Below are 15656 nucleotides of genomic sequence, written 5' to 3'. Positions count from 1 at the left end.
GCTTTGCCCACAAGCCTTACTCGGCCGGCATCGCCACCGGACGCGCCGCCAGATGGCCCGCCAGCACTACGCCCAGACCGATGATCGGGAACGCCGCCGCGACCACGCCGAGGTCGGCCGGTGCGCCATAGCGCAGCACAGCGGCGCCGACCACGGCACCCAGTGCCACGCCGAGATAGAGCGCCGAAGCGTTCAGCGACAGCACGATGGGCGCGGCATCGGGCGCCAGCTTGATAATGCGGCTGGCCTGCGCCGGCGGGAATGCCCAGCCGACGATGCCCCACGGCACCATCATGGCCATGAGCGCCGGCCCGGCGATCTCGCGCGGCAGGAACATCGGGATCAGCGAAAACGTGACCAGCATGGCGGCACTCAGCGCCAGCGACCAGCAGACGGTGCGCGTCGCGCCGAAACGGTCGGCGGCCTGACCGCCGCCGATATTGCCAATGACCGCGCCAACGCCAAAGGCGAGCAGCATTCCGGGAAGCGCGATCGGGTTCAGTCCGCCGCCTTCGATCGCCAGCGGCGCGACAAAGGCAAAGACGGTGAAGGCGCCGATCAGCGCCAGGATCGTCGTCACCAGGATAGGCATGACGCCGGGGCGAAGTGCCGCTGCAAGCCGCATCCGGAGCGGCAGCCTGGTGCCGACGATGCCGCGCGGCAGCCGGTACCACAGGATCGCGCCGGCGAGCGCACCGAGGCCGGCGATGGCAAAGAAGGTGCCGCGCCAGCCGGCAACCGTTGCAACGAGCGCGCCGAGCGGTGCTCCGACCGCGACCGCAACCGTAGTGCCGCCGACGACCACGGCAATGGCGCGGGCGCGGTGATGATCGTCGACAAGCGCAACGGCCGTTCCCTGTGCGGTCGCCGCGAACAAGCCTGACGACAGCGCCATGACGATGCGCGCGATCAACAGCAATTCGAAGGAGGAGCTTAGCGCCGCGGCGACGTTGCCCAACACGAAGAACACCAGCGTCCACAGGATGACGCGGCGCCGGTCCCATTCGCCGGTCAGCGTTGCCAGGATCGGCGTGCCGATCGCATAGGCGAGCGCAAACGCGGTGATCAGCGTGCCGGCGAGCGGAACGGAGATGGCGGCATCCTTTGCAATGTCGGGCAAAAGGCTGGAGATGACGAAACCTTCGGTCGAAATCGTGAACGATCCGAGCGCAAGCCAGATTAGGCGCTTATCCATGGCAATTTCCTTAGTTCAAAGGTTATTGAACAATTGGACATAACAGGGCATGATGTCAATAAAGCCGCTGCAAAATAGCCGAACCATCCTGACAGCCCGGTGTCAGGACCGGGCGACGGGACGAAACTATGTGTCCATTGGCCACGAGAGGAGATGCGTTGAAATCGGCTCCGAATGTGCTTAATTCCTGGGCATGACCTTGCCCCATCCCACCGCCGACCAGATCAGCCTGCCGAACGTGCTTGCCGTGCTCGGCGACCCGACGCGACTGGCCATCGTGCGCTATCTCGCCAGCAAAGAGGGCGTGCCGCTGAATTGCAGCCGGTTCCTCGATCTCTGCTCGAAGACCAATCTGAGCTACCATTTGGCCAAGTTGCGTGAGGCCGGCGTCACCCGCACCGAGGCGGTTGGAACCAGCCGGCTGATCACGCTGCGCCGTGACGATCTCGACCGCCGCTTCCCGGGCCTGCTCGACAGTGTTATTGCCGCGGCCGGCGACGCATCGTTGCCGGCGGTCGGCGGCCAAGAGATCGAAGTCCGCGCCTGAACGAACCCAAAGCTAGGTTCCGCTCTCGCCCGCTTCGCGAGACGAGCAAAGTAGCTTCACCCGCCCTCCAGCCATTCCAATTAACGGAGCCTGCCATGCGCATTGCCGTCCTCGCCGACATCCACGGCAATGTCCTGGCGCTCGACGCCGTGCTCGATGATCTGCGGCAGCGCGGCGGCGCCGACCTCATCGTCAATCTCGGCGATTGCGTTTCCGGCCCGCTCTGGCCGCGCGAGACCATGGAGCGGCTCGAGACGCTCGACCTGCCGACGGTGCGCGGCAACCACGACCGCCGCGTTGCCCACGACACCGCCGACGAGACCATGTGGCCGTCCGACCGCTACGCGCAGGAACGGCTGACCGCAGGCCAGCGCGAGGCGCTATTTGCGCTGCCCGTCACGCTGGAGGTGGCGCCCGGCATACTCGCCTTCCATGCCCGGCCCGACCACGACGAAAAATACCTGACTGACGCGATCGTCGACGGCCGGCTGGTGCGCGCGCCGCTGGTCGCAATCGAGCGGCGCCTCGGCGCGATCGATCCCGCCTGCCGCATCATGCTTTGCGGCCACAGCCATCGCAGCGAGCTGGTCCGCATTCCCGGCGGTCCGGTCATCTTCAACCCGGGCAGCATCGGCTGCCCGGCCTATCACGATGATACGCCGCCGGCGCATGTCTCCGAGCAGGGCTCGCCGCACGCCCGCTACGGCATCGTCGACTTGCACCGCGACAGTTTCGAAGCCATCGCCGTCGATTATGACCACGAGGCGGCGGCGCGCCAGGCCGAGCAGGCGGGACGGCCCGAATGGGCTCACGCGCTGCGCACCGGCTTCATGCCGGGCTGAGCTTGCTCATCCCAGGCTGAGCTTGCTCATGCCTAGCTGAACGGATGACCGCCTTCGAGCGGCAGAAGTCGCGACCGGTCCAATCTTCAGTCGTCAGACGCCGATCGCTTCGATCGCTTGGCAGGACGTCGGGCGCTGGCCGCCGAAGTCTTGGACGCCGAAGTCTTGGACGTCGAAGTCTTGGTCGCCGAAGCCTTTGGCCGTGACGTCTTGGGCGCCAGTTGCGTTGGGTTGAAAGTCTGTGCTGGGGCGGATTCGGAACCGGCCCGAATGTCGGCGTCGCGCACCTGCTGGCCAAAGTTCAGGCCGGTCAGCTCTTCAATCTCGGCCACCGTCGAAAGGAACTCCGATACCCTGGCAATTTCAAGCGGGTCATCGAATGCCTCGGCACGCTCGCCGAACGCTTCGGGCATCACTTCCAAAACCGGCTTCTGGTCCGCCAGCAGCGCGATGGCGCGCAGGCCAGCTTGATCGGACCACAGCGCGATCTTCCAGAACTTCAGCGGAACATGGCTGTCGAAGCGGTAGGGAGGATCGTCCTCGCCGAACACTGGCCCGGCAAACACCGTGACACGGCCTCGCGTCGTATAGGCGTTGCGCAGCACATAGGTTTCTACCGCGCGCCATCTCAACTTCCCTTTGGAGCCGGGATGGTTAAGCGAGCTTCCTTGATTGAAGAAGCCGACTTGCGGCGCAGCATTGGTATAAAAGAACGTGTCGCGTTCTGCCGCGACCGCCTCCTGATCGACGCCCCATGCGGGGTCGCCGCGAAGTGTAATATGGCCCTTCTGGAACATTCGAGCGATTCGTTCCTTGGATTTTGCGACGGGAAATCCAGGGACATTCTGGCTCGAATAGAATTCCTGGTTCATCTGCTCGCCAAGGTCGATGCGCCGATCGGGCCGGAAAGCATCGCTGGCTTCCGAACCGGAAATCGACTCCACCCCCAATTCGACAAGCGACGGGTTGTCGATGACCGTCTTGTCCTCACGATTGACCGCCTTGGTGCGGGATCCATCGATATTGCAGGCCGTGACGAAGGCAAGCCTGCGATCGGCGTTCATCAAGATCGAAAAATGATGGTAGCGCAATTCGTGCGGGTCCTCTCCCGGTTTGGCAAGAAGGTTTTTGGCCAACCGGTAGGGTGAATTGGCAACCGTCGGCATTGCCAGGACAAAGCCCGGTATGAAGCCGGGCTCATACCCTCCACGATCGTCGAAATCCTCTGTTTTCCAACCCGCGGCCTCGGCGATGGCCACCTTCCCGGGTTCGCTTGCCGGGCCTTTGCCGTCGTTTCGTCTCGCATCGCCTCCGTCGCGGTTGATCAGCGGCGCCCGGACATTTATCTCGACGGGAAAAGTCCAGGTGACCGAGCCATCGGCATTGTGTCTCGTCGCCGGCCGATTGCGATCCGGTTCCGGCCGCTGCACCGGCTTGTCCGGCACATCTTCGCGAATATCGGCGTTCAGCCGAACTGTCTCGTCCATCATGCGCGGCATGCCGGCCCAAATCGCCAGAGCTTGCGAAACCGCCGATGCCGAGGAGCCCGGCAGCTTGGACTTTCTAGCACCCAGATGGTCAACGATGGCGCTGATCCGTATGCCTTCGTTGATCTCGCGCGCAAGCGCATAGCCACCTATGCCCGTCACCTCGTGGAACGGGCCGGCCCAATGGTGCAGGGCGATAGGTTCCCATTCATTGTTGAAGACCGGGGAGCCGGAAGAACCCTGTTCGGTGTCGGCGACATAGTGCAGCACTTGCACCGTTTCGTCGCGGGCCACCAGCCGGTTTTCACGCAACACCAGTTCCTTGAAGCGGCCATCGGGATGCTGGACGATGTTGGCGATTTCGCCGAGCATATGCTTGTCGCGCGCATCCGACAGCGAGATAAAACCGAACTCCCCCAGTTCCTTTGGGCCGGAACGCCGCTCGCCGACTCCGATCAGCGTATAGTCCAGACCCTCTATGCTATCGCTCACGAAACAGGATTCAGGATCGAACAGGAACGTCGTCGGCGTACGCACGGCATTCGCACCGTCCTGCTCATAATCGAACTGGACCTGGAAGCGCCGGGAATCCGCCTGCGACGAAATCACATGGTTGTTTGTGAGGAACAACCTTGGCCCGACCAGAAAACCCGATCCTTGCGGATTGCCGTTGAGAAAGGCAACGCGGCCAACCGCATCGGCAGCACGGCGCCCACGCTCGAGGAATGCGACCCCGATGAAATCGAGCGTTGGGCCGAGAATAGCCTCCGGCCCTTGCTGCTTGGCGGCGGCCTTTCTTTCCCCGGCAGACCTCATGTCAATTGCTGCCGATATCATCTCCGCTTCGGTGCGGCTGAGCGACGCCTTTACCTGCAACCTGTCGAGGCGCCTGGAGAGGGTCTGTTCGGCGGCCAGCGGATTGCCGTTGGCGATGTGACCAAGTGAAGCCTCAATCTCGGCGCGCGTTTTCTTGATACGCTGGCGAACTATGTTTTCCACCTGCGCAAATATTTCAAGGTCGACCATATTGCCCTCCTCAACCTTACTTGAGAGAGTGCATATTTACATGAAATGTGCAATATTTTGCCGGCTGTTAGTTCACGGAAGTGGCTTGGTCGCGATTCAACACGCGGCACCTTTTCGGGCTTACACAGCGCCGTCTCGTCGCCTATAAAAGCCGGCTGGCGTGCGATGGCGCTTTCGTGCCTGGCCGCGCCTTCGGCAATTGAACCTACCGCCCATGGCAGATGATTAGGCGCACAGTAACACTCCCGACGACGCTGCTTGCGGTGATTGCCGCTCCGCTGATCCTGGCGGAGTTGCCGGCCAACGGCCAGGAGCCGGAGCCCATCGTCTCGATTGTGACGGGTCTCGCTCCGGATGACCTCCTGAACGTGCGCGCCACGGCGTCGGCCATGGGCAAGATCGAGGCGCGGCTGCCGAGTGGTTCGAGCGTGAAAAATCTCGGCTGCGGCGACGTCAGCGGCTACAAATGGTGCAAGGTTGAAGACATTGATGACCCGAAGATGAGCGGATGGGCGCCCGCACGCTACCTCGACCCTATCAATCCCCGGCAAGTGACACCGCAGGTGGCGGCCAGTGCGGAGAACCCTGCGCCTCAGCCGCTGCCCGACCTGACAACGCGCCTCGGCGCGACCGCTCCCGAAACGCCGCTGAATTCCCCTGACGCGATCGGCAGGGTGGCGATCGAGGATGCTTACCGCCTGGCCCTGGCCGGTGGAAACCCCACGACTGGACAGGTTGATGGATCGCCGCCCGCGGCAGTGGGTCCCGTCCAGAATTTCGGCGCGGCCAACGCGGCGCCCCCGGCCGACGCACAGACCGTTGCGCGGCTTCAGCCGCCGGGGACACCGGTACCCGGTGCCGGCAACGCCATCCCCTGTGCGCGCTATCTCGGCCAGCCGATGACCAGCTGCAAGGCAGGCGTGGTGCGCACCGGCGACAAGACCGACGTGACCGTGACCTGGCCCGATGGCGGCACGCGCATCATCAGCTTCAAGGCCGGCAAGCCGGCCGGTGCGGACGCACCCGGCGAATTCCGCTTCACCCGCGAAGGCAGCCTGAACATGATCCGCGTCGGTGCTTCCGAACGCTTCGAGATTACGGACGCTTTGGCGTTGGGGGATAGTGGTAAGGGAGTAGGGCAGTAGGGCAATAGGTTCAAAGGGGGCTCGAACCTCTGCCCTACTCCCCTACTCCCCTACTCCCCTACTCCCCTACTCCCCTACTCCCCTACTCCCCTACTGCCATTTTAGGGGGTTACATCCGGCAAAACTCTTCCCTATAAGGCCCTCCTAGCCTGATACCAGAATCGCGAGCACAACCGGCCGGGTCATCCCGTCCGGCTTTTTGTGCAAGCCGCCCGCCGAACGGACCCTCGACATGCCAAGACGCACCGACATCAAGTCGATCCTGATCATCGGGGCCGGCCCCATCGTCATCGGCCAGGCCTGCGAATTCGACTATTCCGGCACCCAGGCCTGCAAGGCGCTGAAGGAAGAGGGTTTTCGCGTCATCCTGGTCAACTCCAATCCGGCCACCATCATGACCGATCCGGAGCTGGCCGACGCCACGTACATCGAGCCGATCACGCCCGAAGTGGTGGCCAAGATCATCGCCAAGGAGCGGCCGGACGCGCTGCTGCCGACCATGGGCGGCCAGACCGCGCTCAACACGGCTCTGTCGCTGCGCCGCATGGGCGTGCTCGACCGCTATCAGGTCGAGATGATCGGTGCCGACGCCACCGCAATCGACAAGGCCGAGGACCGCGCGCTGTTTCGCGAGGCGATGAACAAGATCGGCCTGGAAACGCCGAAGTCGATGCTGGCCAACGCCACCGACGTCAAGAATGCCGACCGCAAGACGCATGAGGCCGAGCGCGCCGAGTTGAAGGCGGAAAAGCCCGAAAATCTCGACGCCGCGCTCGATGCTCTGGAAACGCGCTGGAACCTCGGCGAAGGCGACCGCAAGCAGCGCTATATCAGCCATGCCATGGCGATTGCAGCACAAGCGCTCGACCATGTCGGCCTGCCCGCCATCATCCGCCCGTCCTTCACCATGGGCGGCACCGGCGGCGGCATCGCCTACAACCGCGCCGAATTCTTCGAGATCGTCCAGTCCGGCCTCGATGCCTCGCCGACCACCGAAGTGCTGATCGAGGAGAGCGTGCTCGGCTGGAAGGAGTACGAGATGGAGGTTGTCCGTGACAAGGCCGACAATTGCATCATCGTCTGCTCGATCGAGAACATCGACCCGATGGGCGTGCATACCGGCGATTCGATCACCGTCGCCCCTGCGCTGACGCTGACCGACAAGGAATACCAGATGATGCGCAACGCCTCGATCGCGGTGCTGCGCGAGATCGGCGTCGAGACCGGCGGCTCCAACGTGCAGTTCGCCGTCAACCCGGCCGACGGCCGCCTGGTGGTGATCGAGATGAACCCGCGCGTCTCGCGCTCGTCGGCGCTCGCCTCCAAGGCGACAGGCTTCCCGATCGCCAAGATCGCCGCCAAGCTCGCCGTCGGCTACACGCTGGACGAGCTTGAGAACGACATCACCGGCGGAGCAACGCCGGCCTCGTTCGAGCCGAGCATCGACTATGTCGTGACAAAAATCCCGCGCTTTGCCTTCGAGAAGTTTCCCGGCGCCGAGCCGGTGCTGACCACCTCGATGAAGTCGGTCGGCGAGGTCATGGCCATCGGCCGCACTTTCCAGGAATCGCTGCAGAAGGCCTTGCGTGGACTGGAGACCGGCCTGACCGGTCTGGACGAAATCGAAATCCCCGGCATCGGCCATGGGACGACAGCTGCCAGCCACGTCGACGACCGCAACGCCATTCGCGCCGCACTCGGCACGCCGACGCCGGACCGGCTGCGCATGGTGGCGCAAGCGATCCGCATGGGCACCTCGCTGGAAGACGTGCACGCCATGTGCAAGATCGACCCGTGGTTCCTCGAACAGATCGCCGGCATTCTCGACATGGAAGCCCGCATCCGCGAGCACGGCATCCCCGAGGACGCCGCCAATCTACGCATGCTGAAGGCGATGGGTTTTTCGGACGCCCGCCTCGCGTCGCTGGTCAGGAAGGATGTCGAAGAGATCCAGAAGATTCGCGACAAGCTCGACGTTCATCCGGTCTACAAGCGCATCGACACCTGCGCCGCCGAGTTCGCTTCGCCCACCGCCTACATGTACTCGACCTACGAGGTGCCGTTCGCAGGCGCGCTGGCCAACGAGGCGCAGGTCTCGTCGCGCAAAAAGGTCGTCATCCTCGGCGGCGGCCCCAACCGCATCGGCCAGGGCATCGAGTTCGACTATTGCTGCTGCCATGCCGCCTTTGCGCTGCGCGACGCCGGCTTCGAGGCGATCATGATCAACTGCAATCCCGAAACCGTCTCGACCGACTACGACACCTCCGACCGGCTCTATTTCGAGCCGCTCACGCCGGAGGACGTGTTGGAGATCCTGCGCGCCGAGCAGGCGTCGGGCGAACTGGTCGGCGTCATCGTCCAGTTCGGCGGCCAGACGCCGCTGAAGCTCGCCGATGCGCTGGAGAAGGCCGGCATCCCGATCCTCGGCACCTCGCCCGACATGATCGATCTCGCCGAGGACCGCGACCGCTTCCAGAAGCTCTTGCACAAGCTCGGCCTCAGCCAGCCGAAGAACGGCATCGCCTATTCGGTCGAGCAGGCCCGCCTCGTCGCTGGCGAGCTCGGCTTCCCGCTGGTGGTGCGCCCGTCTTATGTGCTCGGCGGCCGCGCCATGCAGATCATCCACGACGAGAGCATGCTGCAATCCTATTTGCTCGACACCGTGCCCGGCCTGGTGCCGGAGGACATCAAGCAGAAATACCCCAACGACAAGACCGGCCAGATCAACACGCTGCTCGGCAAGAACCCGCTGCTGTTCGACACCTATCTCTCAGGCGCCATCGAAGTCGATGTCGATTGCCTCTGCGACAGCAAGTCGACCTACGTCTCCGGTATATTGGAGCACATCGAGGAGGCCGGCATCCATTCGGGCGACTCGGCCTGCTCGCTGCCGGTGCATTCGCTGCCTTCCGAACTCGTCGACGAGCTGGAGCGCCAGACAGCAGCACTTGCCCGGGCGCTCAATGTCGGCGGCCTGATGAACGTGCAATATGCGATCAAGGACGGCACGGTCTATGTGCTGGAGGTCAACCCGCGTGCGTCGCGCACCGTGCCTTTCGTCGCCAAGACCATCGGGCGGCCTATCGCGAAGATTGCTGCCCGCATCATGGCCGGCGAAAGCCTGGAAGACGCCTTCGCCCATTACGGCGCCATGCCCGACCCGCGCAATCCCGGCCACATCGCGGTCAAGGAAGCGGTGTTCCCGTTCGCCCGTTTCCCCGGCGTCGACATTTTGCTCGGCCCGGAAATGCGCTCGACCGGCGAGGTCATGGGCCTCGACCGCGACTTCGCGCTGGCCTTCGCCAAGAGCCAGCTCGGGGCGGGTGTTGATCTCCCCCGCGCGGGCACGCTGTTCGTCTCGGTGCGCGACGAGGACAAGAAAGGCATCCTGCCGGCGGTCAAGCGTCTCGCCGGCCAGGGATTCAAAGTGCTGGCCACCTCCGGCACCGCCCGCTTCCTCGCCGAAAACGGCGTCGCCGCGGAGAAAATAAACAAGGTGCTGGAAGGCCGCCCTCACATCGAGGACGCCATCCGCAACCGCCAGGTGCAGATCGTCTTCAACACGACGGACGGCCAAAAGGCGGTGTCGGACTCGAAATCGCTGCGCCGGGCGACGCTGATGCAGAAGGTGCCGTATTACACCACGCTTTCGGGCGCGGCTGCGGTGGCGGAGGCGATTGCGGCGTTGAGGGCGGGGAGCCTGGAGGTTCGGCCGCTGCAGGAATATTTTGCCTGATGAGCGCTTTTTTCCCTTCTTCCCTTGTTGGAGAAGGTGGCCGAGCGAAGCTCGGTCGGATGAGGGGTGTTTCAGCTTGACGGTCACGTAATCTGGCGTCCACCGCCATCGCGGGAAAATTTGCTCGGAACCGACAAATCAGCTATCTACTCGGGCATCTGGAAAAATTCAGATTGGTGGAGGCCGCTGGTCTTAGGTATGGACCCTATTACCAGCGGCCCCGGTGTCTCGGCTAAACCGAGAAAGATTCTCCGTTTGGACGGGAGAATCAATCAGATGCTGCCATAGCTCGCACGACATTTGCAATCTTATTTGCTTCAGCGGGCGTCAAATCAAATGGCAAGCCTTGGATTTGAATTATCAAATTTTCCCGAATCGGGATTGGAAGCACCGACACGCTGGTCGGCGGGGCCATCATCGCTGATGTAACCTGTCGAGCAGCTGGCCTTTCCCCCTGAATTTGCGCGACCTTCTGGCGCTCGCTTGTCTTCCGAAATCCAGCAGCCCCCCCTACTTTAAACGTCATTGGGTTGTCTTGGTAGTTTAAGAAATCCTCCACCGACGACTTTACGCGGCTTTTGTAAGTGTTCAGGCTCCCGGGAGTATAATTTCCTCCGGAAATGTTTGAAAACCTATGCATCAAACGATCGAGATCCACTTCGGCCAAATCAGAAGCCTCTACTTCGTCGAGTAGAGCAAGGACTTTGCCTGCCGCCGCTTTTCTGGCGTTGGCAGTGGTCTTGTTCAGGAGCCCCTTCCTGGCTAGGTAGTCCAAAAACTCTAGCAGAGCTTCTCGTGATCTAGGCTTCACATCCATAGCAATCTCCGTTGGCACCACAAATGACGGAGTCGGATGTCAATGTCAAACGAATTTTGTCCAGTTTGATCGTTTTTTTAAAACGACGGCGTTTGATTGAACAAATGGACTATGTGGCGGGCAAGCATGGCTCGACTAAGTCGCCAGGATGGCGCACGGTCATATCCTCCACGTTGTCAATGAACGTATCGCAGACGGAATCCAGGCCGGCGGCTCGAAGCTGCACGCCAGCGGGTTTGCCGCGAAGTATCTGGTATAGACGCTGGTGATGGCGTTGTACTGCGCCGGAATTGACGGCGTAGATGCGCACCATCACCACATCGTCGAGCGAGGATCCCCGCTTCCAGGCAATGTTTCAGCGCCTTCAGCGACGCCTCGGTCCGCGTTTCTATGTCGCCGCGCACCATCTCGCCTGTCACCATGTCCACCGGTGGCGTCGCGAACAGGAAATCATTGGCCCTGACGCGGTCGAGCACGGCACGCCGAGCGATCGCACTTGGCCGATATCACCGGCACCTCGATGATTTCCTTCTTCATGGCAAGCTCGTTCCAGATGCATTTTGCAGGGAGCTTATCTGCCCGCCTCGGCCGGACCATCGCCGACGCTCGGTTTAGTTGAGAAACCCAATAAACCGTCCGGCGAAAAGCACGGACGTCCACAGCATCAGCGAAAGCACCGCCAGCATGGTCGTGGCTCCGCCGGCCGGCTCGTCACCGCCTTTTACGCGGCGCACGAAGACAAGGAAGTTGGCGCCGGCGAGGAGGATGAGTGTCATCTTGGCAAGGAAGATCGGCATCGCCGCATATTCGCTCGCCCTGACCGAAAACAGCAGCGAGCCCGTGACCAGCGCACCGCCAAACGCGACCAATGCGGTGCGGCGCAGCAGCGCGACGAACGCCGCCTGCGGCAGCGAGCGGAAGGCGCCCAGGATCCTGAGGTCCATGAGCCAGACGCAGGTCAGCAGCACGCCGATCGACATGATGTGCAGCGCATTGACGATGGGGTAGGCGACGAACGAGGCCTTCAGTCCCCGCACCAAAGCGAGTTGCTCGATGCCGGCGAAAAACCCGTCCATTCAGGCCGGCGGCACGCGGTCAGGATAGACGTCATAGGTCTTGCCGCCGACGATGACGCGGACTGCCTTCACGCGTTTTTCGCTCTCGTCGCGCGAGCGGTTGCCGATCGCGGTCACCTCGTCGCCGACCTTGGCGACCTCCTCGGTGAAGCCGGCGGCAATCGTGCGGGACGGCGTCGCCATCTCCACCCGCCAGGCCTCTCCCTTCGCGTCGACATCCAGCGTGGCGTGCGGGTTGCCGATATAGATGGCCGTGATCTTGCCCCGGAGTTCGAAAAACCCGTCCTGCGTCCACGACCAGCCGTGATGGGCATAGGCCGGACTGACGGCGGCAAGGATCACCGCCGCTGCCAGCGTGATGCTCCGGTTGAAAGGTGACCGCATCGCTCGTCTCCTCGGTTCATTTCGATTGGAGGGTAGCTCACGGCGCGGCAGCGTCAAATCACATAAGGGCCTTTTGGGTCGCTGCGCTCCACAGCCATGGTAACGGCATGGATCCTAGGGTCTGCGCTCCGCTTCGCGTTCGCTCCGCCCTAGGATGACGAAGCGAGGGGAGGTTTCCAGCCAATCTCCAACGTCCGCGATTGGCCTTATGCCACTGTACCTTCGTCATCCTAGGGCGGAGCAGGAGCGAAGCGACGTTGCGGAGACCCTAGGATCCATGCCGTTACCTTCGAGCGTCGCAGCCTGCTTGAATATCAACGCACTTACCCGAAGCCAGCTTTGCCCTGCCTTCACCCCGCCCAGTCGACTTCGACCATCCCCAGCCGTTCGTAGCGCCGGACGGCGGCGGCGTTCTCGACCGTGTTGGTCTTGAGGTCGACATGCACAGCACCCCTTGCGTGAAACACGGCGAAAGCGTGGCGCATCAGCGCCTCGGCGATGCCGTTGCCGCGCGCCTCCGGGTGGACGGCAAGATCCTTGACGAAAGCCCGCGTCCAGCAGAGCGCCGCGCCCGCCAGCCGGCCCTTGTCGTCGATGACCAGGAAACACAAAGCTGGGTCGAATTCCGCGCCGGCCGAAATGCGCGGCCACCATTCGTCGAACGGCCCGTCGGCGCCGTCGTCGAACACCGCGGTCAACAGCGTATGCAAAGCGAGTGCATCGGCGGCTTCGAAGCCGCGCATGAAAAAGCCTTCGGGCCAGCGCGGCGCCAGAAGCGTGTCGTCGAGGATCTTGCGCAGGCGGATGTCGTTTGGCGCCGGCGGGCGCGGCTCAGGCATCGGGTTGCATGCGGCGGCGCAGGCTGTCGCTGCCGAGGCCGGTTTCGCCCAGCATCCCCTTACGCTTGGCGTCATAATAATAGCCGCTCTGGTAGAGCCGGTCGGCGCGCTTGGGGTTGCCGCCTGAGACCAGCCAGGCGCCGCGCAGATATTTCACCGCATATTTCAAATTGGTCTCGGCATCGAACAGGCCGCTTGCCGGCCCGTCATAGCCCATGCCGCGCGCCGTCGCGTGCTTGATCTGCATCAGCCCCCAATGGCCGTGATTGTAGGCTTTCGGGTTGAACGTGCTCTCGCGGTTGACGACGCTGCGCACCAGATCGACCGGCACCTGATAAAGCGCGGAATATTTCTCGATCAGCCGCTCGATCTCGCTGCGGCCGCCGGCGTTGGACTGACCCTCGGTGGGGTCGGTCGCGGCCAGAGCGGCCGGGTCCTGCGGCAGCGTGTAGGAAACCGGCTGAACGCCGGGCATGGCCTCGGTCTGTTGGCTGACCGGCATGGCGACGGCTGGCGTCGCGGTAACAGGCAGCGCGTTGGCGGTCATGACGGCGGGGGTACTTGCCGCCAGCGGCGTCGGCCCGGCAAAGGCGGCGGCCGGCTCGATCGGCAGCGCCGCTGTCTGGGCGACGCCGGACGGCTCCGGCAGCACCGAAACCGTGTCAGGCAGCGCCAGCGTAAAGCCGGCATCGGTATTGGCCGTATTTTCGGTGAAGGCCGGCGTCGGGGTCACCGGCGAAGTCGAGGTGCAACCGCTGAGAGCGGCCACGGCCAACACCGCCGCAAGGACGGGAAAGAGGAATTTTGCTGGCAAGCGGCGCTCGGGTCCGGTTCGTCGGGTGTTAAGAAGTCCTTACACCAGCATCTTTCCTCGGGCAATCCGCGGTAGCTGGTGGTTTTCGGGTGGCGAGCCGGGCCGCGAAATGCGATATTGTTCTGGATTTGTACTTCGAAGGATTCCGGAAAGGAGCACGCCATGCACGCCTCTCATGCCACCGCCGGCCACGCGGTCTTCGAAACCGTGCTCGGCTTCATGGGCATCGCCTGGAGCGATGCCGGACTGACCCGGCTCTGCCTGCCGCAGCGCAATCGCGACGCGGTCGAGCGCCGGCTGCTGCGCCATGCCGCCGCCGACCAGCCTGCGAAGCCCGAGCCGCAATGGGTTGCCGAGCTGATCGCGTCGATCAAGGCCTATGCCGCCGGCGAGGATATAGATTTCTCCAACGTGCCGGTCGATCTCAGCGGCGTCGACGAGTTCCGCCTGGCGATCTATGACGCGGCACGAAAACTCGCCTTCGGCGAAACCACCACCTATGGCGAACTGGCCAAACGCGCCGGCCATGCCGGGCTGGCGCGTGAGACGGGCGCCGCACTCGGCGCCAACCCGGTGCCGCTGGTCATCCCCTGTCACCGCATCCTTGCCGCCGGCGGCAAGATCGGCGGATTTTCCGCGGCCGGCGGCTCGGCCACCAAAGAAAAGATGCTGGCAATGGAAGGCGTACGCGTCGGCCCGCCGCCCCCGGCGCAGGTGTCGTTCGGGTTTTAGTGGTGCTGATATTCAGGCGAGGCCGGCACCCGGCGCACCATTTCGTCCCACTCTAATCCGGAAGCAGGCGCCGGCGAAAACGCCGGTCGATCTCCACCCGCTTGCATTTGTAGACGGTGCAGGAATTCGTGTCGGCGCTCGGCACCGAGGCCCGCGCCCTGACCTCGCCGATGTCGCAGAATTGCTGGCTCCGCACATAGCGGTCATAGAGCGCCAGCCCCGGCACGCGCGCCGATCTGTAGCGCAGGATGACCGCGCCCTCGCGCGCGATCGTCGCCTGCACCCTGCCGCAGCTCATGCGGGTCGGGTCGTAGCGTGAGACCGCCTGCGCCTCGGCGGCCACCAGGGTCAGGCAAGCGGCAAGCAGAACGATTTTCATGTCCCTCCCCCCAAAACCCGTGCCCGAAGCTGTCGCGATCCTCCCGCGTCAGGCGCGCAACGACGACGCTCTCACGTGATTGGGGCGGCCGTTGGGCAGCGTTGCCGTCGCGCCATTTTCCGCCCCGTCTTGTTTTTTGCGCGAAGGCATATTATATGCGGTCCATTGATATTTCGGCCGATCGATCCGGGCCTCGCGATCTTCGCGTTTGCTGACGTTCTATCTCCAAAATCTCGATACAAACCGGCTGGGTTTCGGCCCAGTCAAACTAAAGCAAACGTAAAGGACTATCGAAATGGCAACAGGTACGGTCAAGTGGTTTAATTCCACCAAGGGTTTCGGCTTCATTCAGCCTGACAGCGGCGGCGCGGACGTTTTCGTCCACATCTCCGCAGTCGAGCGTGCTGGACTGTCGACCCTGGTTGAAGGCCAGAAGATCAACTTCGAGATCGAGCAGGACCGCCGCACTGGCAAGTCGTCCGCTGGATCTCTGAGCAAGGCAGCCTGATTTTGCGAATGGCGCGCGCCGGGGCGTAGCCCGGGGGCCGCGGCAAGTGACGGATTTAAAGGCGGTCGCCGGCGAAGCGCGCCGGGGCGGCAGACCCCCGCACACCCCACCAGCAGCATGCTGCCGGCC

Annotated in this window: 15 protein-coding genes; 7 read left to right on the top strand and 8 right to left on the bottom strand. The window is 63.3% G+C overall.

The annotated features are described in order from the left end of the window. Positions 1-16: 16 nt before the first annotated feature. Positions 17-1195: an MFS transporter gene (locus NKH59_RS10740; protein WP_254820339.1), complete on the bottom strand. Its 1179-nt coding sequence runs from the start codon at positions 1193-1195 to the stop codon at positions 17-19. A 193-nt stretch (positions 1196-1388) separates the two neighbouring features. Here NKH59_RS10740 and NKH59_RS10735 point away from each other — a divergent pair, with 193 nt between their 5' ends. Together NKH59_RS10735 and NKH59_RS10730 are read left to right on the top strand one after the other, a co-directional pair. Next, positions 1389-1742 (top strand): ArsR/SmtB family transcription factor, encoded by a 354-nt coding sequence (locus NKH59_RS10735; RefSeq protein WP_352541088.1) that lies wholly within the window; start codon positions 1389-1391, stop codon positions 1740-1742. A 95-nt stretch (positions 1743-1837) separates the two neighbouring features. Continuing rightward, positions 1838-2584 (top strand): metallophosphoesterase family protein, encoded by a 747-nt coding sequence (locus tag NKH59_RS10730; protein ID WP_352541087.1) that lies wholly within the window; start codon positions 1838-1840, stop codon positions 2582-2584. 86 nt (positions 2585-2670) lie between these two features. Here the strand turns inward: NKH59_RS10730 and NKH59_RS10725 are convergent, their stop codons facing one another. Beyond that, a complete protein-coding gene (locus tag NKH59_RS10725; protein WP_352541086.1) occupies positions 2671-5097 on the bottom strand; it encodes a DNA/RNA non-specific endonuclease in 2427 nt (808 codons plus the stop codon). 263 nt (positions 5098-5360) lie between these two features. On the opposite strand from NKH59_RS10725, the gene NKH59_RS10720 reads away from it, so the two are divergent. Beyond that, positions 5361-6242: an SH3 domain-containing protein gene (locus NKH59_RS10720; RefSeq protein WP_352996312.1), complete on the top strand. Its 882-nt coding sequence runs from the start codon at positions 5361-5363 to the stop codon at positions 6240-6242. Positions 6243-6474: 232 nt separating this feature from the next. Further along, entirely contained in the window at positions 6475-9978 is a 3504-nt protein-coding gene (carB, locus tag NKH59_RS10715; protein WP_352541084.1) for a carbamoyl-phosphate synthase large subunit, read from the top strand. A gap of 268 nt (positions 9979-10246) precedes the next feature. Here carB and NKH59_RS10710 read toward each other — a convergent pair whose 3' ends face one another. Further along, positions 10247-10795, bottom strand: coding sequence for a site-specific integrase (locus tag NKH59_RS10710; RefSeq protein ID WP_352541083.1), 549 nt, complete (start codon positions 10793-10795; stop codon positions 10247-10249). Positions 10796-11291: 496 nt separating this feature from the next. On the opposite strand from NKH59_RS10710, the gene NKH59_RS10705 reads away from it, so the two are divergent. Next, positions 11292-11414: a hypothetical protein gene (locus tag NKH59_RS10705; RefSeq protein ID WP_352541082.1), complete on the top strand. Its 123-nt coding sequence runs from the start codon at positions 11292-11294 to the stop codon at positions 11412-11414. Here NKH59_RS10705 and NKH59_RS10700 read toward each other — a convergent pair. The 4 genes from NKH59_RS10700 to NKH59_RS10685 all read right to left on the bottom strand — a co-directional run bounded on the left by NKH59_RS10700 (position 11407) and on the right by NKH59_RS10685 (position 13863). Then, on the bottom strand, positions 11407-11871 hold the full coding sequence (locus tag NKH59_RS10700) for a DUF6644 family protein (protein WP_352998151.1): 465 nt from the start codon (positions 11869-11871) through the stop codon (positions 11407-11409). The two genes, NKH59_RS10705 and NKH59_RS10700, sit on opposite strands and share 8 nt — an antisense overlap. Continuing rightward, a complete protein-coding gene (locus NKH59_RS10695) occupies positions 11872-12255 on the bottom strand; it encodes a DUF6152 family protein (protein ID WP_352541080.1) in 384 nt (127 codons plus the stop codon). It abuts the gene before it with no gap. A gap of 350 nt (positions 12256-12605) precedes the next feature. After that, the gene (locus NKH59_RS10690) at positions 12606-13094 is read right to left on the bottom strand and encodes a GNAT family N-acetyltransferase (protein ID WP_353021761.1); all 489 of its coding nucleotides are present in this window, start codon (positions 13092-13094) and stop codon (positions 12606-12608) included. Beyond that, on the bottom strand, positions 13087-13863 hold the full coding sequence (locus NKH59_RS10685) for a transglycosylase SLT domain-containing protein (protein ID WP_352541078.1): 777 nt from the start codon (positions 13861-13863) through the stop codon (positions 13087-13089). Before NKH59_RS10685 ends, NKH59_RS10690 begins: the two co-directional genes overlap by 8 nt. A 207-nt stretch (positions 13864-14070) precedes the next feature. Here NKH59_RS10685 and NKH59_RS10680 point away from each other — a divergent pair, with 207 nt between their 5' ends. Next, a complete protein-coding gene (locus tag NKH59_RS10680) occupies positions 14071-14640 on the top strand; it encodes a methylated-DNA--[protein]-cysteine S-methyltransferase (RefSeq protein WP_352541077.1) in 570 nt (189 codons plus the stop codon). A gap of 52 nt (positions 14641-14692) precedes the next feature. Here the strand turns inward: NKH59_RS10680 and NKH59_RS10675 are convergent, their stop codons facing one another. Next, positions 14693-15019: a hypothetical protein gene (locus NKH59_RS10675; RefSeq protein WP_352541076.1), complete on the bottom strand. Its 327-nt coding sequence runs from the start codon at positions 15017-15019 to the stop codon at positions 14693-14695. Positions 15020-15314: 295 nt separating this feature from the next. Between NKH59_RS10675 and NKH59_RS10670 the strand changes: the two genes are divergently transcribed. After that, positions 15315-15527, top strand: a complete 213-nt coding sequence (locus NKH59_RS10670) for a cold-shock protein (protein ID WP_023678332.1) — start codon at positions 15315-15317, stop codon at positions 15525-15527. Positions 15528-15656: the final 129 nt, after the last annotated feature.

The sequence above is a fragment of the Mesorhizobium sp. M0998 genome (assembly GCF_040318885.1).
Taxonomy (GTDB): Bacteria; Pseudomonadota; Alphaproteobacteria; order Rhizobiales; family Rhizobiaceae; genus Mesorhizobium.
The sequence above is the reverse complement of the archived record's forward strand: the minus strand, read 5'-3'. Positions and strand labels throughout refer to the sequence as shown.